The organism is Collimonas silvisoli, from assembly GCF_018305005.1.
Lineage (GTDB): Bacteria > Pseudomonadota > Gammaproteobacteria > Burkholderiales > Burkholderiaceae_D > Collimonas > Collimonas silvisoli.
Genome location: NZ_JAGQEG010000018.1, coordinates 41,171 through 62,915, shown reverse-complemented (window position 1 = coordinate 62,915; position 21,745 = coordinate 41,171). Strand labels below are relative to the sequence as shown.

Genomic DNA, 21,745 nt, shown 5'->3' with positions numbered 1-21,745 from the left:
TCACTCCCGCCTTCAACGCGTACCGCAGACCATGCGCACCAGTTCCGGCGTCAGCCAGCCCAGTGCGGCAAACAGCAGCACCCACAGCGCCAGCAGGAAATGCCAGTAACGCGCGCACAAACGAATCCGCCAGGCCAGACGGCTGGCGTCCGGCCGCCAGGCGCCGGCAGCAGTAATGCCCCAGCCGACCAGTCCGCCCGCCACATGCAGCCCGTGCATGGCCGTCAGCAAGTAAAAGAAACTGCCGGCGGGGTTGCCGCGGGCTGTCACATGGACCGCCTGCAACGCTTGCCATCCCCACAATTGCACGCCCAGGAAGGCGATGCTGCAGACGCCGGCAGCGGTCAGCAAAGTACGGGCGCGTTGCAGATAGAAGGCGCCGGCTGCTCTGGCTGCGAGTTGCAACAGCACGCTGGCAAGCAGCAGCAGTGCGCTGCTGAGCCAGAGCTGCCATGGCAGCGCCAGCGGCGACCAGTCGCGCGCATCCATCCGCATTGAATAGGCAGCGAGGAAAAGCGAGAATAGCGAGGTTGCGACGCCGATGAATACCCACAGGGCGACGCTGACAGCGGCTTCGTGCTGATCGGAAGGCTGGCCTTCGCTGCCATAGCCATAACGCACATAGCCGGCGGCCGGCGGCTTCAAGATGGCGGCCTGATGCAGGCTCATGCGTATGTCTCCTTAGCGAGGCGCGACTCGGCGTCGCCGGCCACCGGCGGTGCGTTCTGCGCAATGAAATCTTCCGCCGCGCCTGGCACGCTGTAGGTATAGGCGCCGCGATACACCACCGGCAGCTGCTCGCCCCAATTGCCGTGGACGGGCGGGGTGTCCGGCGTCTGCCATTCCAGCGACGCTGCGCGCCATGGATTCGGCAGCGCTGGCTTGCCGCGGAAAACGCTCCAGATCAGATTGAAGACGAACGCCAGTTGCGCCGTTGCCACGATCAATGCAACCACGCTGATAAAGGCATTCAGCGACTGCACCGAATCCGGGATGAACGTATAGCCGTCGAAGGCGTAATAGCGGCGCGGCATGCCGAGAATGCCGAGATAGTGCATGGGGAAAAAGATGGCATAGGTGCCGATGAAGGTGGCCCAGAAATGAAATTTTCCCAGCCCTTCGTTGAGCATGCGGCCGCTCACCTTCGGATACCAGTGGTAGATCCCGCCAAACACTACCAGCAAGGGCGCTACCCCCATCACCATATGGAAATGCGCCACCACGAAATAGGTATTCGACAGAGGAATATCGACGCTGACATTGCCGAGAAACAGTCCGGTCAGGCCACCGACCAGAAAGGTGCTGATGAAAGCCAGCGCAAACAGCATCGGCACCGACAGATGGATATCGCCGCGCCACAATGTCAGCACCCAGTTGTAAACCTTGATGGCGGTAGGCACGGCAATCACCAAGGTAGTGGTCGCAAAGAGGAAGCCGAAATACGGATTCATGCCGCTGACGAACATATGGTGCGCCCACACCACCACGCTCAGCACGCCGATCGCCAGGATCGCCCACACCATGGCGCGATAGCCGAAGATGCTTTTGCGCGCATGCACGCTGATCAGGTCCGACACAATGCCGAACGCCGGCAAGGCCACGATATAGACCTCGGGATGGCCGAAAAACCAGAACAGATGCTGGAATAGCAAGGGACTGCCGCCCTTGTAATTGCTGATCTGGCCCATCGACACCAGCGCCGGCATGAAGAAGCTGGTGCCCAGCGTGCGGTCGAGCAGCATCATGACGCCGCTCACGAACAGTGCAGGAAAAGCCATCAGCGCCAGTATGGTCGCAACGAAAATTCCCCACACGGTGAGCGGCATGCGCAATAAGGTCATGCCCTCGGTACGGGCTTGCAGCACGGTGGTGACGTAATTCAAGCCGCCCATGGTGGCGGCGACGATGAAGATCAGCAGCGACACCAGCATCAGGATGATGCCCCACTCATAACCCGGCGTGCCCGGCAGGATCGCCTGCGGCGGGTATAAAGTCCAGCCGGCGCCGGTCGGCCCGCCCGGCACGAAAAAACTCGCCATCAGCACGATCACCGAGACCAGGTAGACCCAGAAACTCAGCATGTTCAGATAGGGAAAAACCATATCGCGTGCGCCCACCATCAGCGGGATCAGGTAGTTGCCGAAGCCGCCGAGGAACAGCGCGGTGAGCAGATAGATCACCATGATCATGCCGTGCATGGTCATGAACTGGTAGTAATGCGGCGCATCGATAAAGGCGAATTTGCCGGGAAAACCGAGTTGCAAACGCATCAGATTCGACAGCCCTACCCCCACCAGCCCGGCCAGGATGGCGACGCTGGCGTACTGGACCGCAATCACCTTGTGATCCTGGCTCCAGACGTATTTCAGAAAGAAGCTTTGCGGTGCGTGGTCATCGTGTGCATGGCGTGCATGCTGTGCGCTGTCGTCGGTGTAGGCCATGACGTTCCTCGGTTAGCGGGATGGTGTGCGGGATGGCGTGGATTGTTGCGCCTGCTGCTTTGGCGCTCCCGCCGCCGGCGCGCCATACGATTTGATGTAAGCCACCAGCGCCTCCAGTTCAGCATCGCTCAGCTCGATCTTCGGCATCATCGGCGCAAAGCCCTTGACCACCAGCGCCTGCGGATTGCGGATGAAATTCTTCAGATAAGCGTCGTCCACCAATGCGGTGCTGCCGTTTTCCATGGTTTCGGTTTTACCGAACAAACCTTTCCAGGTAGGACCGACGCGCGGACTGCCGTCCACCGTATGGCAGGCAACGCAGGCTTTAGCCTCAGCCAGCGCCTTGCCCTGCGCTACCAGGGCGTCGCCGGCAATCGCCGCAACAGCGCCGCCCGCTGCGGCAGGATTGGCAGCCACCGGCGCTGGCGGCGCCATGGTCTGGGCAAACGTCGGCTGCGCCTTCAACCACTTCTGGAAACTGACGGCGTCTTCCACCACCACGTAACCGCGCATGCCGGAATGGCCGACCCCGCACAATTGTGCGCACAAGACTTCATAGCGGCCGAGCTTGTTCGGCGTGAACCAGAATGAAGTCACCATGCCAGGCACCATGTTCATGCGGGCGCGGAACGGCGGCACGTAAAAATCGTGCAGCACATCCTGCGAACGCAGCAGCATCCGGACCGGCTGGTTGATCTGCAGATGGAGCTCGTTGTTATTGATCAGGACATTGTCCTGGCCGGCCGGATCGGCGGGGTCCAGCCCGAACGGATTGGCGGCGCTGATCAAGTCGACGCTGGAGCGCCCCAGCTTGCCGCCGGCGCCGGGATAACGAAAACGCCATTGCCATTGCTGGCCGACCACTTCCACATCCAGCGCATTCGCCGGCACCGAAAGGTAGGCTGCGTAGACAAACAGGCCAGGCGCCAGCAAACCGATGATAGCGACGCTGGTAGCGCCGATCAGCCAGCGTTCGAGTTTCCTGTTTTCGGGCCGATAGGCCGCACGCCGTCCCTCGCGATGACGAAAGCGCAGCAAGATATAGACGATGAATAGATTGATAACGACAAAGAAGAAAGCGGTGACGACTAGCGTAATGGTCAGCGTATCGTCCATTTGCCGCCAGTTCGACGCCAGCGGCGTTGCCCACCACGGGCTGACAAAATGAAACAGCAGCGAGGCGGCAACGATCAAGACCAGCGCAACAGCCATGGCCATAGCTATCCTTTCTCCTGCAAGCCATGCCCGCAGCAGTGACTTAGACGCGATGAAAAGACTACTCTTTGATCGCCACAGACGGCAACGGATCGCAGCAGCAACGCGCTGCCTGTCCGGCGGCTTGCCAGGCGGATCAGAGTCGCCAACCTGATTTGCAATCCTGATCCGCCAACAGCTACCGTCAATACCACCGGTTAGCGTACGCCGTTATTTCGCTGTCGGCCGTTCCAGCTTCCAATAAATGATCGCTGCCGACATGCCGAAAATCAAATGGGCTGCCACGGTTGCCCAGCCGCGCATCTCGCTGAACCATGAGAAGAAGCGGACCATGCCGTAAAAATTGAACAGATAGACGGCCAGGCCGAACACTGCGCCGGTCAGCAGTACCATGCCAATGCTGGAGTCGAAGTGGAAAGGTGCGATGATGCCTGCCAGGATCAGGCCCAGCACGATACCCAGCACATAGTGGGTAGCCAAGGCCACGCCAACCACGCCGACACTGAAGCTGCTTGCTTGCATCGTATCCGGTCCGAGGACGATGGCGGCAATCATGCGCGATGTGATCCAGGGGCTGGTATCCATCACCAGGGTTGACCAAAGCAATTCCAGCACCATCACGACCGCACCGGCGGCAAACCCGGAGACAGCTGCAGCCGGCCAGTCCGGCAAGCGATTCTCCAAGTGATGCGAATGCATGTGAAGTTCCATGATGACCTCCTAGCAATAACCAACAACTACGTCGCCGTTACAGATATGGCAAGACCCTGCGCAATAAACTCTGCAACAGACTCAATTTCAGAGTAGTACAGAATCATAGACATGCAAAGGTAGTAACTATGCTGCAATGCAGCAGCAAACACTGCGGATACACGGCCAGGCGACAGGATGGCTATTGAGGGAGACTACGCAGGGAGCGTACGGAATTACCAGTTATGCCAGACCGGTGTGAGGCTGTCGGGCAACGGCGGCAAGGCGCCGAGATCGACCCGCGATTCGGCCGGACTGTGAAAATCGGAACCGCGCGACGCCAGGAAACCATAATCGGCGGCAACCTTGGCGTAATAGGCATATTGGTCCGGCGTATGGCTGCCGGTCATGACTTCGATCGCAGCGCCGCCCAGTTGCTTGAACTCATTGAAAAAAGCGTCGAACGCCAGGTCGCTCAGTTTGTAGCGTCCCGGATGCGCCACTACCGCCACCCCGCCGGCGCCACGGATCCAGCGCAGCGCCTGCTCCAGCGAGGCCCAGCGATGCGGCACATAACCGGGATTGCCCTCGGTCAGGAAATTGCGGAACACTTCGCTGGTGTCGGCGCAACGGCCGATTTCCACCAGATAGCGGGCAAAATGCGTGCGCGATATCAGATCTGGATTGCCGACGTGTTTCAAGGCGCCCTGGAAGGCGTCGGGAATCCCTACCGCCGCCAGTTGCGCCGCCATTTCGTGCGCGCGCCGTTCGCGGCCGCCGCGGGTGGCCGCCAGCCCTTGCACCAACTCGGGATTGGTTTCATCGATTTGCAAACCAACGATATGGATGGTCTGCGCGGCCCAGGTGATCGAGATCTCGACCCCGGCCACATAAGGCAGATCAAGCGCTGCCGCTGCGGCCCGTGCTTCGCTGACGCCGCCGATTTCGTCGTGATCGGTCAAGGCCCAGAGATCGACGCCATTCGCCTTGGCGCGTGCAGCCACTTCCTGCGGCGTCAAGGTGCCGTCGGAAATATTGGAATGGCAATGGAGATCAACGTTCAACATCATTAGTCCGTGCAGGGGGAAGCAGCCGTCAAGCCACGATTGTACGCTCCTTGGGCCGCTCATGCTGCGAACGCACATTTTCTCCGCCAGCAAAATATCGATAAGCCGGCGACTTTCTCATATGGCGTAGATTCGCATGAATGCATCGATTGCACGTTCTACCGAGCCGCGCAGCTTGGGCGCGGTCACATTAGTGACGACTCCCAACATCCTGACTTCCATCCATTCGGCTTCCAGCAGCCCGCGCAATTGCAATGCTGCGAGCCAGGTATCGGCCTGGCGCAATTGCTTTCTTTCCATCGCGGTTTTGAGGAATTCGGCAGCAACGGTCCAGCCTCTTTTCGGCCCGCGCTCATACATCGTCTGCCCAAGCTTGGCACGCTCGGCGTGATAAACGATAAGACGGCGGGCGGCAATTATTTCGGGCTGCAAGACGGTCTGCAAATACAGCGTCCCAAAACGCTGCAAGGTCGCAGGTAAATCGTCTGACTCATCCAGGCTGCCGAAGACCAATTCAAACTGCTGCCCGGCATGCTGCAGCATGACCTCGATAAAGATCTCTTCTTTCGATGAAAAATAGTTGTACAGCGTTGCCTTCGAGCCGCCCAGGCGCGCCGAGATTTCCGACATCGAGGCTTGTTCGACCCCTACCTCATTAAATATCTGCGCCGCGATATCGAGGATTGCCTGTCGTCGTTCTTCACTTTTCTTGCGCATTAAATTTGATCCTTGTCCATACATGCCAATGGTGTTAGCGGCAACCTGCCGTGCCGTTGTTGTAAAAAAACCTGCTTTTTTAAGTACGCCAGTTTTACTTGACGACGCTGAAAAGTCAATACTATACTATACCGTACAGTATAGTTATAATAAAACATCAACGGATACCACCTATGTCACCCCCTAATTTTTCACCCTACACCGCCCTCAGCCTGCGCGGTATCGCCAGCATGTGCGTGCTGGCCCTGAGCATCAGCGGCTGTGCCCAGTTCTCTGAAATCGGCGCGCGCGCCGAGCCTAAGGACATCGGCAGCTATCAAACCGGGCCGCTGCTGGCCGGCAATGCCGTCAGTTGGCCTGACGACAATTGGTGGACGGTATACGGCGACCCGCAATTGAATGCCCTGATCGCCGAAGGCTTGAAAGGCGCGCCGTCGTTGGCGGCGGCCCAGGCGCGCCTGCTGAAAGCCGAAGGCGTCGCCCAACAGCAAGGCGCCGCCCTGCTGCCGCAAGTCAGCGCGAACGCCTCGGCCGACTATATGAAGCAAAGCTACAACAACGGCGTGCCGGCAGCGTTCGTACCGCAGAACTACAACTACGAAGGCAAGGCGACGCTGAACCTCAGTTATGAAATCGATTTCTGGGGCAAGAACCGCGCCGCGCTGGCTGCCGCCGCTTCCGATCTGGAAGCCGCCAGGGCTGACGCCGCGCAGGCCAGGATCACGCTGGCGACTTCGATTGCCGCCGCCTATGCCGAGTTCGAGCGCCTGCTGAGCCAGCACGATACCGCCCAAGAAGCGCTGCAAGTACGGATCCAAACGCTGGATTTGTTTGAGCAGCGCCGCGTCAACGGCCTGGAAATGCTGGGCAGCGTCAAGCAAGTGCTGGCGCGCAAGGCCAGCGCCGAGGCCGATCTGCTGAGCCTGGACGAATCGATCGACCTGCAACGCAACAAGATCGCGGCGTTGATCGGCGCCGGCCCGGATCGCGGCTTGCGATTGCAACGGCCGGCCCTCGATCTCTCCAAGCCATTTTCCTTGCCGCAGCAACTGCCGGTCAATCTGCTGGGCCGCCGGCCGGACGTGGTTGCCGCACGCCTGCGCGCCGAAGCCGCCGCCAAACAGATCAAGGTGGCCAAGGCGCAGTTCTATCCCAACGTCAACCTGACTGCCTACCTGGGCTTGCAATCGCTCGGCCTCGGCATGCTGACCAAAGCCGGCTCCGATATCGGCAGCATCGGCCCGGCCATATCGCTGCCGATCTTTGAAGGCGGCCGCCTGCGCGGTCAATACCGCCAGGCCAGCGGCAGCTACGACGAAGCCGTCGCCAATTACGACGGCGCCGTGACACAGGCGCTGCAGGATGTGGCCGATGTCGCCGTCAGTGAAAAAGCGCTGTCGGGGCGCCTGGCGAAAGTACAGGAAGCGACAGACGCAGCCGAAGCCGCCTTCCAGATTGCCCAGAACCGCTACCAAGGCGGCCTGGCCACCTACCTCGACGTGCTCAATGCGCAAGACACCTTCCTCACCAACCAGCGCGACCTGTCGACGCTACGCTCACGCATGTTCTCGCTGGATGTGGAACTGGTGCGGGCGCTAGGCGGCGGCTACCGGCAAGCTGCCATCTGATCAAACACTATAGGTAAGAACAACATGTCACATTCCGATTCTCAAGCTGCGCAAGAACTAGCTGCTACCGCCACCGCAACCGCCGGCAAGGCCGAACAAGCGGCACAGGCCGCCACTACCCAAAAGCGCAAGAAACTGTTCGCCTTGCTGGGCGGCGCCATCCTGCTTGCCGCCCTCGCCTACGGCACTTACTGGTACTTCATCGGCTCGCGTTATGTCAGCACCGATAACGCGTATACGGCTGCCGAAATTGCCTCGATCACACCGGCTGTCAACGGCATCATCGCCGATGTCAAAGTGGTCGACACCCAGTATGTGAAACAAGGCGATGTGCTGGTGGTGATCGACAGCAGCGACGCCAAGCTGGCGCTGTTGCAGGCTGAGGCGGACCTCGATCGCGCCCAGCGCCGGGTGCAAAGCTATTTCGCCAACGACGCCGGACTGGCGGCCCAGGTATTGGCGCGTGAAGCAGAGCAGAACCGCGCCGCAGCGCAGGTATTGTCGGCGCAAGCGGATCTGCAACGGGCCGAACTCGATCTGCATCGGCGTGAAGCGCTGGCCAAATCAGGCTCGGTTTCCGGCGAAGAAGTGACCAATGCCCGCAGCTCGCTGTTGACGGCGCAAGCCAATATGAAAGTAGCCGAAGCCGGAGCGATACAAGCCAAGAGCAATCGCAATGCAACCATCGGCGCGCAACAAGCCAGTACCGTGCTGACCGCCAACACCACGGTCGCCACCAATCCCGAAGTCGAACTGGCGCGGGCCAAGCGCGACCAGGCCAAGCTGGATCTGGAGCGCACTGTATTGCGGGCGCCGGTCGACGGCGTGATAGCCCGGCGCCAGGTCCAGGTTGGGCAGCGAGTGCAGGCCGGCACTGCCTTGCTGTCGGTGGTGCCGACGCAATCGCTGCACGTCGACGCCAATTTCAAGGAAGGCCAGTTGACCCAGGTGCAACTGGGGCAGCCGGTCACCATGAGTGCAGATATCTACGGTGGTTCGGTCGAATACCACGGCACCGTAGTCGGCTTGTCCGGCGGCACCGGCTCGGCGTTCGCGGTAATCCCTGCGCAAAACGCCACCGGCAACTGGATCAAGGTGGTACAGCGCCTGCCGGTGCGGATTTCGATAGACCGCAAGGATTTGATGGCACGGCCGCTGAGCGTCGGCTTGTCGATGGAAGTGTCGATCGATACGCACGGCGACAAGAGCGCGCCGGCCTCGCGCATGTGAAAAAATAGAAAGCAGATCATGTCATCCATCTCTTCAGAGCCGCAGATCAAGCCCCTGGCCGGTGCGCAACTGATCGGCGCCGGCCTGCTGCTGGCCGCCGCCAACTTCATTGCGGTGCTCGACACCACCATCGCCAATGTTTCGGTATCGACCATCTCGGGCGCGCTCGGCGCTTCGTCCAGCCAGGGCACCTACGTGATCACCTCATACGCGGTGGCGGAGGCAATCACCGTGCCGCTGACCGGCTGGCTCGCCAATCGCTTCGGCGCGGTGCGGGTGTTCATCGCCTCGATGATCATGTTCGGCGTTTTCTCAGCCTTGTGCGGCCTGGCCAACTCGTTAGGCTTGCTGATTGCCTTCCGCGTATTGCAAGGTCTGGCCGGCGGCCCGCTGATTCCGTTGTCGCAGACTTTGCTGCTGCGCGTCTTTCCCAAAGAGAAAGCGCCGACGGCAGTCGGACTGTGGGCGATGACGACCTTGATTGCGCCGATTGCCGGCCCGATCCTGGGCGGCGTGCTGTGCGATCAATATAGCTGGCCCTACATCTTCTACATCAATGTGCCGGTGGCGCTGCTGTGCGGTTATCTCGGCTGGAAAATGTTCAAGCGCTATGAGTCGCCGCTGGTGAAAGTGCCTATCGATACCGTCGGTTTGGGACTGATGATCGTCTGGGTCGCGGCCTTGCAATTGATGCTGGACCAAGGCAAGGAAAAGGACTGGTTTGCCTCGCCTGAAATCGTCGCGCTGGCGTTGATCGCCATCGTCGGCTTCATTGCCTTCCTGATCTGGGAACTGACCGAGCGCAATCCGGTAGTCGATCTGCGGGTATTCCGGCATCGCGGCTATTCGGCCAGCGTCGTCACCATCTGCCTGGCGTTCGGCGCCTTCTTCGGCGCTACCGTGCTGACCCCGCTGTGGTTGCAAAGCTACATGGGGTATACCGCCACCCACTCGGGCCAGACTACCGCCTTGAGCGGCATCCTGGCGGTCATCACCGCGCCCTTCGTCGCCAAATTGTCGACCAAGGTCGATCCGCGCAAACTGGTGTGCCTCGGCGTGCTGTGGCTGGGCTCGGTAACCTTGCTGCGCAGTTTCAACAGCACCGATATGACCACCTTTCAGATCGGCTGGCCCTTGCTGCTGCAAGGGATCGGCTTGCCGCTGTTCTTCGTGCCATTGACCGGACTGGCGCTGAGCAGCGTCAATTTTTCCGAGACAGCTTCGGCCGCCGGCCTGATGAGTTTTTGCCGCACCATGTCCGGCGCCATCGCCACTTCGCTGGTCAACACCGGCTGGGAAAACAAGGCGATTTACTATCATGCGGAGCTGGCTGGCCTGGTCGACAAGAGCGGCGACGCCGGCAATACGCTGATGCAATCCGGCCTGAGCGCCGAACAGGCGCGCGTCAGCATCGAGCAAACCTTGCAGTCGCAAAGCATCATGTTATCGACCAATCATATTTTCATGCTAGCCGCGTTCTCATTCTTGCTGGCGGCGACTGCAGTGTGGTTCGCGCCCAAGCCGACACGCATTGCAGATACCTCGGCAGCGCATTAGGAAACGCATATGTTTGAGAAAGAAATGGATGCAAGCGCTATTGGCGAAATGAGCCAAACAAGCGAGTTAGGGGAAATCGAGTATCACTTGACCGTGGTTGAATTCGACATCCTGTGGAATCGCCGGACGACTCTGCAGGAACAGAGCCGCATGGACAACATGATCAAAATCATCGACGCCTTTGAGGAAAACCGATAGCGAAGCCAAAATGCGTCCGGAACCGATTCAGTTTGCATCTGATTGAAGCGGCAGCCATTGCTGCTCCCGATACCAGGCAATGACTTCACGAACCGTATCTTCGACCGGCCTGAATTTCAAGCCCAATTCGCGCTCGCTCTTGGCGTGATTGAAGCGCGTGCGGTCTGCCTCTTTGACCATCAGGCGCACCGTAGCGATACTGAGCAAGATCGGTTTGCCGCTGAGGCGCGCATAGATTTCCTGCAAACCCGCCAGCGCAAATAAAAGCGGCAAAGGCAGCATGCGCTTGGGCGTGGCGACTCCGGCGATCCGGCCGATCAGGGGAATCAGTTCGCGCATCGTCATATGGCGGCCGGCGGCCAGATAGCGCTCGCCGCTGCGCCCGCGCTCTGCGGCGGCGATTTGCGCCAGCGCGACATCACGGGCGTCAACCACCGAAAAACTGCCTGGCACCAGGCCCGGCAATTTTCCCAGAACGGTATCCAGCGCTACCTGCCCGGAAGAAGTCGGGCCGATGTCGCCTGGCCCCCACATCCATCCTGGCAGAACCAGGCTGGCATGCATGTCGGGAAATTTTTCAAGGAAGGCCAGCACCGCATGATCGGCCAGAATCTTGCTCCGATAATAATCATCGGCGTCGGCCGGGTCGCGTTCCCTGGTTTCATCGACCGCCAAGCCTGGCACGCCGTTCAGTACTGCGATCGAGGAAGTTTGCACAAAGCGCCGGACGCCCTGGCGATAAGCTTGCCCAATCAAGGCGGCGCTGCCGTCGACGTTAATCCGCTGGAGTGTTTGCCAATGGCTGCCGCCCTTGTAGTTGTCACGAAAGAAGGCGGCGGTATGGAACACCACATCGCATCCTCGCAAAGCCGCAGAGAACGCTGCGACGTGCTCCATGTCGCCATGCACCAACTCAATCCCCGCCAGGCTGCCGAATTGGCGCGCGGCCTTTTCCGGCGAGCGCACCAGAGCCTTTACGGCGATCCCGCGGCGTACCAGTTCACGCACAAGGTTATTGCCGAGCAGCCCGGTGGCCCCTGTAACAAAGGCGGTTTGTAGTTGCATGCTTGCTCCCGGTAGACGATTGGATTTAAGATATCAGTTGATATCCGAAATTATATCAATTGAAATTCAAAATTCAATTGATATTTGAGATTAATTTACATCGAGATGAACCAGCAAACCACAAAACCCCGCTTGAACCGCGAACAAAGCCAGGCGCTGACGCGCGAACGACTGCTTCAAGCGGGACGTAAACTGTTCGTGCAAAACGGTTTCGGGGGAGCATCGATTCGTGAGATTGCCGAAGAAGCCGGTTACTCGCAGGGCGCCTTCTACTCGAATTTTGCAGACAAAGACGCCCTTCTGCTTGAACTGCTGCGGGCGCACATGGAGACTGAGGCGACGCAGCTGGCGGCCGTGTTTGCAAGCGCCGAGCTGAGCGGCGAGGAAGTGCTGGCGGCGTTGGATGCATGGGCAGCCACGCTGCATGCTGACGCCAATTGGACTATGCTCTCGATCGAATTACAGCTGCACGCCAATCGCAGCCGCGCTTTCGCCGCAGAATATGAGACTGTCTGGAAAACCCACCGTAGCGCACTCGGGCATGTTATCGGACGTCTATTTGCGCATCTGGGCCTGCAGCCGCCAGCCGAACCCGAGCAACTGGCGGCCGGCTTCATGGCCCTGGCTCACGGACTTGGATTGCAAGGCACGGCGATCCATCCCGCCCCTACGGGCAGGATGATCATGCTATTTCTTCGTGGTTTGATTGCTGGAGCAGAAGCTGCGGTCAAGTAGCTCTAAGCTATAAGTTCTGGTCTATATTTATCCGGAACACTCTTGCAGAAACGGTTCGATCAATGCCGCCAGCGCCTGCGGCTGGTCGTGATGCAGCATATGCCCGGCGTCCGCGATGACTGCGCTCCTGGCATGCGGCAGCTGGGCGATGCGGCTGTCGATCTCGCTGCGCATCACTTCTTTGCCGCCCATCCATTGCCACATATTGGTGTGTTCCGCCTCGACGCATAACACCGGCGCCGTGGTGGCGCGCCAGCAGTCCAGCATTTCCTCGACTCTCGGCAACACCGGGTTAATGATTTTATGCGCAGGATCGGCCAGGATTTCCCAGCGCCCCAAATCGTTCTGGCGCGACCAATGCTGCGCCAGAAACGCCGCACGCTGATCGCTTAAACGCGGATTGGTTTTCTGCAAGCGAGCGGCAACCGCGGCCAGGTCCGGATAACTCTGCAAGGCCGCCGCTTCGGCCAGTTGATCCAGCCATTTGGCGTAACGCGCCGGCGCCAGTTCGGCTGGCTGCCGCGCGCCGCCGAAACCTTCCAGGTTGATCAAGGCCTTGATCCGTTGCGGCCGCGTGCCAGCGTACAGGCCGACCGCATAGCCGCCCATGCTATGCCCGAGCAGATTGACCGGCGCGCTGGCCGAATAATGTTGCAAGATGGCGTCCAGATCGGCCAGGTAATCGGGGAACCAATAACTGTCCACCGGCGGCCCTTCGGTCAAACCGAAGCCGCGCCAGTCCGGCGCAATCACATGCCAGTCGTGCTGCAGACAATCGACCACGAATTGAAACGAGGCCGAGACATCCATCCAGCCGTGCAGCATGAAAATTTTTGGAGCGCCGGCGCGGCCCCAGTGGCGCACGTGATAACGCAAGCCGCGCAAGGGGATGAATTCCGATCGGGATACTTTCATTTGCATGATGACGTTAATGCACGTTAAGCCAGGAATTGATCGAGATCGAAATTCGATTCCAGTTCGGCGCCGGAAAATTTCTCTGTCAGCCAGTGTTCCGCGCGCACCCGGCCGGCGTCGCGCAAGGCGAGGATGAAGGACGCTTTGGTATTCAGTTTGCTGGCGACGCTCAACTGGCTCATCAAGGCATCCGAATCGATCACATGGATGCGCAACTCCTTGAGCCGTTCATGCATTTTTCCGCTGGCATTGGGATCGGCTTCGGTTTCGCGCTTGGCCAGCGCCAGCCCGCCGAGCTCGGTAAAAAAGGTGGAGCTGAAGCTGATTTCGCTCAGGCGCTGCCCGATTTCGTCGGTGCCGGTGGGTACCAGCGGACGGCGGAACGGATGCAGCAGCACCGCCAATATGTCGGGCGAGTTGCATAAATGCAGCAACGGGAAAATCGGCGGATTGGCGGTCAGGCCGCCATCCCAATACGCTTCGCCATCGATCTCGACCGCGTGGTGCATCGACGGCAGACAGGCCGACGCCAGCAACGCTTCCTGCGTCAGTTCGTCATTGCGGAAGATACGCAGGCGGCCGGTACTGACCTGGGTTGCGGCGATGAACAGCTTGACTTTGCCGTCTGCGCGCAAACGTTCAAAATCGATCTGCTTGCTCAAGATATCGCGCAAGGGATTCAGATCGAACGGATTGAGCTGATACGGTGAAAACATCCTGGTGACGGAAAACATATGCTTCAACAGCGCCGAGGAAGTCGCCTGGGAAGCAATCCCGGCCTCGCTCAAGGCGTCCGGCCGCATGAAACTGTAGAGATCCCTGGTGCTGACGCCATCCCAGAAATCGGCCAGCGCCTGCCGCGCGCCGTCACGGCCGCCGATCGCCAGGCCATAACTCATCACCACCGCATTCATGGCGCCGGCGCTGGCGCCGCTGATGCCCTCGATATCGATCCTGGGGTCTTCCAGCAGGCGATCCAGGGCGCCCCAGGTAAACGCGCCGTGAGAACCACCGCCCTGCAGCGCCAAAGTCACTATTTTGTTTTGCATGAAAATTACCCCAGAAGATTGCTATCGGTTGAAATGGAACCTTGCCTGCAGGTTTGCAGTTTTTATAGCAATGGCAAGGTCTGACCATAGTCTCCTCTTAGCCTCCTCATAGTCACCCACCCGCTAATTTACCAAGCTTTCGCTGAGTGCGCTCGGTGCGTTTTTCTGAGAGTGGATTGTTGGAAATGACACTGGCACGTTTTGTAGCAGCTGTGCTCAATCGTTGTTCAAAAACGAAACACTTGTTCTGTGTTTTTAACATACCAGACCACCGCCCAAAGCGCTATCGCGTGCGGCGCCATTCGCTGCAATCGCTGATGTGGCAAGGCCTTTCGCAAATTCAGCGCCGTCACAGACTCCGCTGGCACGCTCATTGCGCATTATGAGATGCAGTTTGTATCGCTGGTACCACTTGTATAGCGCGCCGCCATCACTCAATCACTCCAAGCCAGAGGACGACATGAATCTCGCAGACATCAGCAAACTAGCCACACGCAATCCATTCAAGCAACGTTACGACAATTTCATCGGCGGCAAGTTCGTGGCGCCGGTCAAGGGCGAATATTTCGAAAACGTCAGCCCGGTGATTGGCAAGACCTTCTGTGAAATCGCCCGCTCCAGCGCCGAGGATATCGAACTGGCGCTGGACGCCGCCCACGCCGCAAAGGCTGCCTGGGGCAAGACCTCGCCAGCCGAACGCGCCAATATCCTCAACAAGATCGCCGATCGGATGGAAGCCAACCTGGAATTGCTGGCGATTGCCGAAACCATAGACAACGGCAAGCCTATTCGCGAAACCACGGCGGCCGATATCCCGCTGGCAATCGACCATTTCCGCTACTTTGCCGCTTGCATCCGAGCTCAGGAAGGCTCGGTCGCCACCATCGACGACCAGACCTACGCCTATCACTTCCACGAACCGCTGGGCGTGGTGGGCCAGATCATCCCATGGAATTTCCCGATCCTGATGGCGGTCTGGAAACTGGCGCCGGCGCTGGCCGCCGGTAATTGCGTGGTAATCAAGCCGGCCGAGCAAACGCCGGCCTCGATCATGGTCTGGATCGAACTGGTGCAAGACCTGCTGCCGCCCGGCGTACTCAACATCGTCAACGGTTTCGGCCTGGAAGCCGGCAAGCCGCTGGCGTCCAGCAAACGGATCGCCAAGATCGCCTTCACCGGCGAGACCACCACCGGCCGCCTGATCATGCAATACGCCTCGCAAAACATCATTCCGGTGACGCTGGAACTGGGCGGTAAATCGCCGAACGTGTTTTTTGCCGATGTGATGGACCAGGACGACGCGTTCTTCGACAAGTGCCTGGAAGGCTTCGCCATGTTTGCCTTGAATCAGGGTGAAGTCTGCACCTGCCCATCGCGGGCGCTGATCCAGGAATCGATTTATGAGCGCTTCATGGAGCGCGCCTTGAAACGCGTCAAAGCGATCAAGCAAGGCAATCCGCTGGATAGCGCCACCATGATCGGCGCCCAGGCGTCGCAGGAACAACTGGAAAAAATCCTGTCTTACATCGACATCGGCAAGCAAGAAGGCGCCAAATTGCTCACCGGCGGCGCGCGCAAACAACTGGGCGGCGATTTCGATGCCGGCTATTACGTCGAACCTACCGTCTTCGAAGGCAATAACAGGATGCGCATCTTCCAGGAAGAAATCTTCGGCCCGGTATTGTCGGTCACCACCTTCAAGGATGAGGAGGAAGCACTGGCGCTGGCGAACGACACCCTGTACGGCCTGGGCGCAGGCTTGTGGACTCGCGACGGCTCGCGCGCCTTCCGCATGGGACGCGGCATCCAGGCCGGCCGGGTCTGGACCAACTGCTATCACCTGTATCCGGCGCATGCCGCATTCGGCGGTTATAAACAATCCGGCATAGGCCGCGAAAACCACAAGATGATGCTGGATCACTACCAGCAAACCAAGAACCTGCTGGTCAGCTACAGTCCTAACGCGCTGGGCTTTTTCTAAAGCATGCGGCATCCTGTCCCATGTCCGCCGGGGCGGGATGCCGCGCTCTTATCTTCCTTATCTTTCTTATCTTCCCGATAAACGACCGCACATAATGAGCGCCATTCCCGCAAGAGTCAGCGCCACCGGCGCGGCACTGGAATTTTTGCAGCGCCTCAAGCAAAAACATGGGCCGCTCATGTTCTTTCAATCAGGCGGTTGCTGCGACGGCAGTTCGCCCATGTGCTACGCCGTCGGCGATTTCCAGGTCGGCGATGCCGATGTCTATCTGGGCGATCTGGATGGCGCGCCGTTTTATATCGGCGCCGACCAGTTCGAATACTGGAAACACACCCAGCTGATCATCGATGTGGTGCAGGGCAACGGCGGCATGTTTTCGCTCGACAACGGCAGCGGCCTGCGTTTCCTGAGCCGCTCGCGGCTGTTCAGCGATGAAGAATATGCGTTGCTGGCCGGCTCGCCGCCATTGCTGGGCAAGCAAGCGGCCGATTGACTGCGCACCACAACGGCACGTATTTTGCTTTTCCAACTATCAAGATCAGTCCGCGCCCGCGCTTTGCACGAGCAACAACGGCAGAGATGCACCGCTTTCGTCTGCCGGCGACCCAAAGTGGCGCAACCGACCAAGAATGAGCAGATTTTTTCTTTCGATTTCGTGCATCCAACCAATCCCTTGGAGAAGCTTCATGAATGCAAAAACCGGTTCCGGCGTTAGCTCAAGCCCTGCCCTGAAACAAACCCTGGGCACGATTCAGTTATGGGGCATCGCCGTCGGCCTGGTGATTTCGGGTGAATACTTCGGCTGGAGTTATGGCTGGGCTTCCGCCGGCACGCTCGGTTTTACCGTGACCGCGCTGTTCATCGCCGCCATGTACACCGCGTTCATCTTCAGCTTCACCGAACTGACCACCGCCATCCCGCACGCGGGCGGGCCGTTCGCCTACAGCAAAAAAGCCTTCGGGCCGCTGGGCGGCTACTTTGCCGGCGCTGCCACCCTGATCGAATTCGTGTTTGCGCCGCCAGCGATCGCGCTGGCGATTGGCGCTTATCTCAACGTGCAATTTCCCTCACTCGATCCCAAGACCGCCGCGGTCGGTGCGTATGTGGCGTTCATGGCGTTGAATATCGTCGGCGTGCAGATTGCCGCCATGTTTGAATTGTGCGTGACCTTGCTGGCGATTTTCGAATTGCTGGTGTTCATGGGTGTGGTGTCGCCGGGGTTTTCGATCGCGCACTTCGTCAAGGGCGGCTGGTCGGGCCAGGACAATTTCAGCCTGGCCGCGATTCCCGGCATGTTTGCCGCCATCCCGTTTGCCATCTGGTTTTTCCTGGCGATCGAAGGGGTCGCGATGGCCGCCGAAGAAGCCAGGGATCCGAAGCGCTCGATTCCGATTGCCTACATCACCGGCATCATTACCCTGGTGCTGCTGGCCATCGGCGTGATGGTATTTGCCGGCGGCGCCGGCGACTGGACCAAACTGGCGAACATCAACGACCCGCTGCCGCAGGCGATGAAACTGATCGTCGGCGAACATAGCAATTGGCTGCACATGCTGGTCTGGCTTGGCCTGTTCGGCTTGATCGCCTCGTTCCACGGCATCATCCTCGGTTATTCGCGGCAAATTTTCGCCTTGGCGCGGGATGGCTACCTGCCCGGCTACTTCGCCAAAATTCATCCGCGTTTCAAGACTCCGCACCGGGCGATCCTGGCCGGCGGCGTGATCGGCATCGCCGCCATCTACAGCGATGAATTGGTCACGCTTGGCGGCCAGACCCTGACCGCCAACATTGTCACCATGTCGGTATTCGGCGCCATCACCATGTACATCATCAGCATGCTGAGCCTGTTCCGCCTGCGCCGCAGCGCGCCCGACATGGCACGGCCGTTCCGTGCGCCGTTCTATCCTTGGTTCCCGGCGTTTGCGCTGGCCGGCGCATGCGTCTGCATGACCACCATGATTTATTGCAATCCGCTGATTTTCGGCATTTTCTCTGCTTTCCTGGCCTGTGGTTACGCGATGTTCCTGATGACAAAAAACAGCCGCGATACTGCGCAGAGCGCCTATGATGTCGCGTAACGGCTTAGGTAAAACCCGCTCTGCCATCTGCATGGAGGACGCTATCAGTGGATAACAGCAAGCATCAGTTCAGCCATATCGTCGGTGCAAAAACCTATTTGTTCCGCGACCTGAAAGACTTGATGGCCAAGGCCACCCCGCCCCGTTCCGGCGACTACCTGGCGGGGCTGGCCGCCGCCAGCGCGGAGGAAAGGGTGGCGGCCCAGATGCGGCTGGCCGAGCTGCCGCTGACCACGTTCCTGAATGATCTGCTGGTGCCCTACGAGCATGACGAAATCAGCCGCCTGATTATCGACGAACATGACGCCGCCGCCTTCGCCGCAATCAAGCATTTGACAGTCGGCGATTTCCGCAACTGGCTGCTGAGCGATCAAGTTGACGAGATCGTGTTGGCGGCGGTTGCGCCCGGCGTCACGCCGGAGATGGCGGCAGCGGTGTCTAAAATCATGCGCGTGCAAGACCTGATCCTGGTCGCAAAAAAATGCCGGGTGGTGACCCGCTTCCGCAATACCATCGGCCTGCCAGACAGTCTCTCGACACGCTTGCAGCCGAATCACCCGACCGACGACGCCAGCGGCATCGCCGCCAGCATCCTGGACGGTTTGCTGTACGGCAGCGGCGATGCAGTGATCGGCATCAACCCCGCCACCGACAATGTGCCGCAAGTGATCAAGATTGTCAGCATGCTGAACGACATCATCGACCGCTATCGGATTCCGACCCAGTCCTGCGTATTGACCCACGTCACCAACACCATCGAGGCCATCAATCGCGGCGCGCCGGTGGACCTGGTGTTTCAATCGATTGCCGGCACCGAAGCCGCCAACAGCAGTTTCGGCATCAACCTGAAATTGCTCGACGAGGCGCATCGGGCGGCGCTGTCGCTGCAGCGCGGCACCGTCGGCAATAACGTCATGTATTTCGAAACCGGCCAGGGCAGCGCGCTGTCGGCCAACGCCCATCACGGCGTCGATCAGCAAAGCTGCGAAGCACGCGCCTATGCGGTGGCGCGCAAATTCAAACCGCTGCTGGTCAATTCCGTGGTCGGCTTCATCGGCCCCGAGTATCTGTACGACGGCAAGCAAATCATCCGCGCCGGACTGGAAGACCATTTCTGCGCCAAGCTGCTCGGCCTGCCCATGGGTTGCGACGTCTGCTACACCAACCATGCCGAAGCCGACCAGAACGACATGGACATCTTGCTGACCCTGCTCGGCGCTGCAGGCTGCACCTTCGTCATGGGCATTCCGGGATCGGACGACATCATGCTCAACTATCAGACCACCTCTTTCCACGACGCGCTGTATGCAAGGCGCGTGCTCGGTTTGAAACCGGCGCCCGAATTCGAAGCATGGTTAAAAGCCATGAAAATCTTTACCGGGGACAGCTACGTCAAATTGGGCGAGGAGCTGCCGCCGGCATTTCAACAAGCGCTGTTGCGTTTGTCTTGAGGCACTTACATGAGCGATTCAAATCCCACGGTAGTCGACAATCCCTGGCAGGCGTTAAGACAATTCACCGCGGCCCGGATTGCACTGGGCCGCAGCGGCGTCAGCCTGCCCACTTCGGCGCAACTGGAATTCCAGCTGGCGCACGCCAGAGCGCGGGACGCGGTACATCTGGCGCTCGACACTCGGGCGTTGAGCCAGGCTTTAAGCGATGGCGGCGACACCTGCATTACCTTATCCAGCGCGGCAGAGACACGCGATATTTATCTGCAGCGTCCGGATCTGGGACGCCGGCTCGATGCTGCTTCACGCAGCGCGTTGCAAGAGCGGCAGCACGACAGCGAGCGCCGCTACGATCTCGCCATCGTGATCGCCGACGGCTTGTCCGCACTCGCCATCGAACAAAATGCCCAGCCTTTCCTGAACGCCCTCAAGCAAAGACTGCTGCCGGAACACTGGACGCTGGCGCCGCTGGCCATCGTGCGCCAGGGACGGGTTGCCATCGGCGACGAAGTGGGCGAACTGTTGGGCGCCAAAGTGGTGGTGGTGCTGATCGGCGAGCGTCCCGGCCTGAGTTCGCCGGACAGCATGGGCTTGTACCTGACCTGGGCGCCGCGGGTCGGCCTGACCGATGAAAGCCGCAATTGCATCTCCAACGTCAGGCCGGCGGGCTTGTCCTATGCGGAGGCGGCATACAAGTTGCACTACCTGCTGACGCAAGCGCATCAGCGGCAATTGTCCGGCGTGCAATTGAAAGACGAAACCGCAAGCGAACACGCAAAACTGCAACAGCCGGAGCGCAATTTTTTGCTGGAACAGCGCTAAGCCGCGCGTTACTCAGCGTGGAAAGAGCTGATGCCATGATTTAATCCCAAGCCGGCGCCAGGCCTTCCGGATTAGCCAGGCGCTCGTTACGCTCCAGGCTGGCGATCTGCGCCATCTCTTCTGCCGACAGCACGATGCCCTGCAGCTTGAGATTGCTTTCCAGATTGGCGCGCTTGGTCGACGATGGGATTACCGCGAAGCCCTGCTGCAGCGCCCATGCCAGGGCAATCTGGGCCGGATTGGCTTGATACCGCTCGGCGATGCGCGCTATCACCGGTTCCTGCATCACCTTGCCGTGAGCCAGCGGCATATAGGCCGTGATATGAATGCCCTGCTCGCGAGAAAATTCCACCACCTTGCGGTTCTGCAAAAATGGATGAATCTCGACCTGCTGAGTCGCGATCTCGGCAGCGCCGACGACCGCTATCGCTTGCGCCAGATGGGCATTGGTGAAATTGGAGACGCCGATCAGCTTGGTCAGCCCGGCCGCCTTGGCTTCTGCCAGAGCCGCCATGTACTCCGCGACCGGGATCGCATCCTTGGGTGATGGCCAGTGAATCAGCGTCAAGTCCAACTGCTCCAGCCGCAACTTGCGCAAGCTTTCCTTCAAGCTCGGGACCAGCTTGCCGTGCGCCAGGTTGTCGATCCAGATCTTGGTAGTGATGAACAACTCGTTGCGCGCAACGCCGCTTGCGGCAATCGCTTGCCCGACTTCGGCTTCGTTGCCGTAGATTTGCGCGGTATCGATATGGCGATAACCGAGCTCGATGCCGGTACGAACCGAGTCGATCACCACTTGCTCTTGCAAGCGGAAAGTGCCGAGGCCGATGTTAGGGATGCTGATAGTCATGGAGGTCCTTTGGATTGAATGGGAGACGGCGGGGATGCGGCTTGCACTGCTGCAGC

General features: G+C 59.5%; 20 protein-coding genes. 10 read left to right on the top strand and 10 right to left on the bottom strand.

The window, feature by feature from the left end; translation table 11 throughout:
- Positions 1 to 12 precede the first annotated feature (12 nt).
- From KHU33_RS06890 to KHU33_RS06865, 6 genes are all read right to left on the bottom strand, one after another.
- Positions 13 to 669, bottom strand: coding sequence for a cytochrome c oxidase subunit 3 family protein (locus KHU33_RS06890; RefSeq protein ID WP_211461770.1), 657 nt, complete (start codon positions 667 to 669; stop codon positions 13 to 15).
- On the bottom strand, positions 666 to 2,441 hold the full coding sequence (locus KHU33_RS06885) for a cytochrome c oxidase subunit I (RefSeq protein WP_211461769.1): 1,776 nt from the start codon (positions 2,439 to 2,441) through the stop codon (positions 666 to 668). The genes KHU33_RS06890 and KHU33_RS06885 overlap by 4 nt, the downstream gene beginning before the upstream one ends.
- Before the next feature lie 12 nt (positions 2,442 to 2,453).
- Positions 2,454 to 3,659 (bottom strand): cytochrome c oxidase subunit II, encoded by a 1,206-nt coding sequence (locus KHU33_RS06880; protein WP_211461768.1) that lies wholly within the window; start codon positions 3,657 to 3,659, stop codon positions 2,454 to 2,456.
- 207 nt (positions 3,660 to 3,866) lie between these two features.
- On the bottom strand, positions 3,867 to 4,367 hold the full coding sequence (locus KHU33_RS06875; RefSeq protein ID WP_211461767.1) for a hypothetical protein: 501 nt from the start codon (positions 4,365 to 4,367) through the stop codon (positions 3,867 to 3,869).
- 215 nt (positions 4,368 to 4,582) lie between these two features.
- Positions 4,583 to 5,413 carry a 3',5'-nucleoside bisphosphate phosphatase gene (locus KHU33_RS06870; RefSeq protein ID WP_211461787.1) on the bottom strand — a complete coding sequence of 277 codons (831 nt, stop codon included), beginning with the start codon at positions 5,411 to 5,413 and terminating at the stop codon, positions 4,583 to 4,585.
- Positions 5,414 to 5,530: 117 nt separating this feature from the next.
- On the bottom strand, positions 5,531 to 6,130 hold the full coding sequence (locus tag KHU33_RS06865) for a TetR/AcrR family transcriptional regulator (protein WP_211461766.1): 600 nt from the start codon (positions 6,128 to 6,130) through the stop codon (positions 5,531 to 5,533).
- A gap of 173 nt (positions 6,131 to 6,303) precedes the next feature.
- Here KHU33_RS06865 and KHU33_RS06860 point away from each other — a divergent pair, with 173 nt between their 5' ends.
- The 4 genes from KHU33_RS06860 to KHU33_RS06845 are packed head-to-tail and all read left to right on the top strand — an operon-like array spanning position 6,304 to position 10,743.
- Complete coding sequence (locus tag KHU33_RS06860) at positions 6,304 to 7,758, top strand: efflux transporter outer membrane subunit (RefSeq protein WP_211461765.1); 1,455 nt, start codon at positions 6,304 to 6,306, stop codon at positions 7,756 to 7,758.
- A 24-nt stretch (positions 7,759 to 7,782) separates the two neighbouring features.
- Entirely contained in the window at positions 7,783 to 8,988 is a 1,206-nt protein-coding gene (locus tag KHU33_RS06855) for an HlyD family secretion protein (RefSeq protein WP_211461764.1), read from the top strand.
- An 18-nt stretch (positions 8,989 to 9,006) separates the two neighbouring features.
- Complete coding sequence (locus KHU33_RS06850) at positions 9,007 to 10,545, top strand: DHA2 family efflux MFS transporter permease subunit (RefSeq protein ID WP_211461763.1); 1,539 nt, start codon at positions 9,007 to 9,009, stop codon at positions 10,543 to 10,545.
- 9 nt (positions 10,546 to 10,554) lie between these two features.
- Positions 10,555 to 10,743 (top strand): hypothetical protein, encoded by a 189-nt coding sequence (locus KHU33_RS06845; protein WP_211461762.1) that lies wholly within the window; start codon positions 10,555 to 10,557, stop codon positions 10,741 to 10,743.
- Between the two features lie 27 nt (positions 10,744 to 10,770).
- On the opposite strand, the gene KHU33_RS06840 is transcribed toward KHU33_RS06845, so the two are convergent.
- Positions 10,771 to 11,808 carry an SDR family oxidoreductase gene (locus KHU33_RS06840; protein ID WP_211461761.1) on the bottom strand — a complete coding sequence of 346 codons (1,038 nt, stop codon included), beginning with the start codon at positions 11,806 to 11,808 and terminating at the stop codon, positions 10,771 to 10,773.
- Positions 11,809 to 11,940: 132 nt separating this feature from the next.
- On the opposite strand from KHU33_RS06840, the gene KHU33_RS06835 reads away from it, so the two are divergent.
- Positions 11,941 to 12,543 carry a TetR/AcrR family transcriptional regulator gene (locus KHU33_RS06835; protein ID WP_230414098.1) on the top strand — a complete coding sequence of 201 codons (603 nt, stop codon included), beginning with the start codon at positions 11,941 to 11,943 and terminating at the stop codon, positions 12,541 to 12,543.
- 27 nt (positions 12,544 to 12,570) lie between these two features.
- On the opposite strand, the gene KHU33_RS06830 is transcribed toward KHU33_RS06835, so the two are convergent.
- Positions 12,571 to 13,458, bottom strand: a complete 888-nt coding sequence (locus KHU33_RS06830) for an alpha/beta fold hydrolase (protein ID WP_211461760.1) — start codon at positions 13,456 to 13,458, stop codon at positions 12,571 to 12,573.
- A gap of 23 nt (positions 13,459 to 13,481) precedes the next feature.
- A complete protein-coding gene (locus tag KHU33_RS06825) occupies positions 13,482 to 14,507 on the bottom strand; it encodes a patatin-like phospholipase family protein (protein ID WP_211461759.1) in 1,026 nt (341 codons plus the stop codon).
- Between the two features lie 460 nt (positions 14,508 to 14,967).
- Between KHU33_RS06825 and adh the strand changes: the two genes are divergently transcribed.
- The 5 genes from adh (at position 14,968) to eutC (ending at position 20,839) form a co-directional block, all read left to right on the top strand.
- Complete coding sequence (gene adh, locus KHU33_RS06820) at positions 14,968 to 16,488, top strand: aldehyde dehydrogenase (RefSeq protein WP_211461758.1); 1,521 nt, start codon at positions 14,968 to 14,970, stop codon at positions 16,486 to 16,488.
- A 94-nt stretch (positions 16,489 to 16,582) separates the two neighbouring features.
- A complete protein-coding gene (locus tag KHU33_RS06815; RefSeq protein ID WP_211461757.1) occupies positions 16,583 to 16,981 on the top strand; it encodes a DUF779 domain-containing protein in 399 nt (132 codons plus the stop codon).
- 193 nt (positions 16,982 to 17,174) lie between these two features.
- Positions 17,175 to 18,566, top strand: coding sequence for an ethanolamine permease (gene eat, locus KHU33_RS06810; protein WP_211461756.1), 1,392 nt, complete (start codon positions 17,175 to 17,177; stop codon positions 18,564 to 18,566).
- Positions 18,567 to 18,613: 47 nt separating this feature from the next.
- Positions 18,614 to 20,017, top strand: coding sequence for an ethanolamine ammonia-lyase subunit EutB (locus KHU33_RS06805; protein WP_211461755.1), 1,404 nt, complete (start codon positions 18,614 to 18,616; stop codon positions 20,015 to 20,017).
- 9 nt (positions 20,018 to 20,026) lie between these two features.
- Positions 20,027 to 20,839: an ethanolamine ammonia-lyase subunit EutC gene (gene eutC / locus KHU33_RS06800; RefSeq protein WP_211461754.1), complete on the top strand. Its 813-nt coding sequence runs from the start codon at positions 20,027 to 20,029 to the stop codon at positions 20,837 to 20,839.
- 40 nt (positions 20,840 to 20,879) lie between these two features.
- Here eutC and dkgB read toward each other — a convergent pair whose 3' ends face one another.
- Positions 20,880 to 21,689 (bottom strand): 2,5-didehydrogluconate reductase DkgB, encoded by an 810-nt coding sequence (dkgB, locus tag KHU33_RS06795; protein ID WP_211461753.1) that lies wholly within the window; start codon positions 21,687 to 21,689, stop codon positions 20,880 to 20,882.
- Positions 21,690 to 21,745 lie beyond the last annotated feature (56 nt).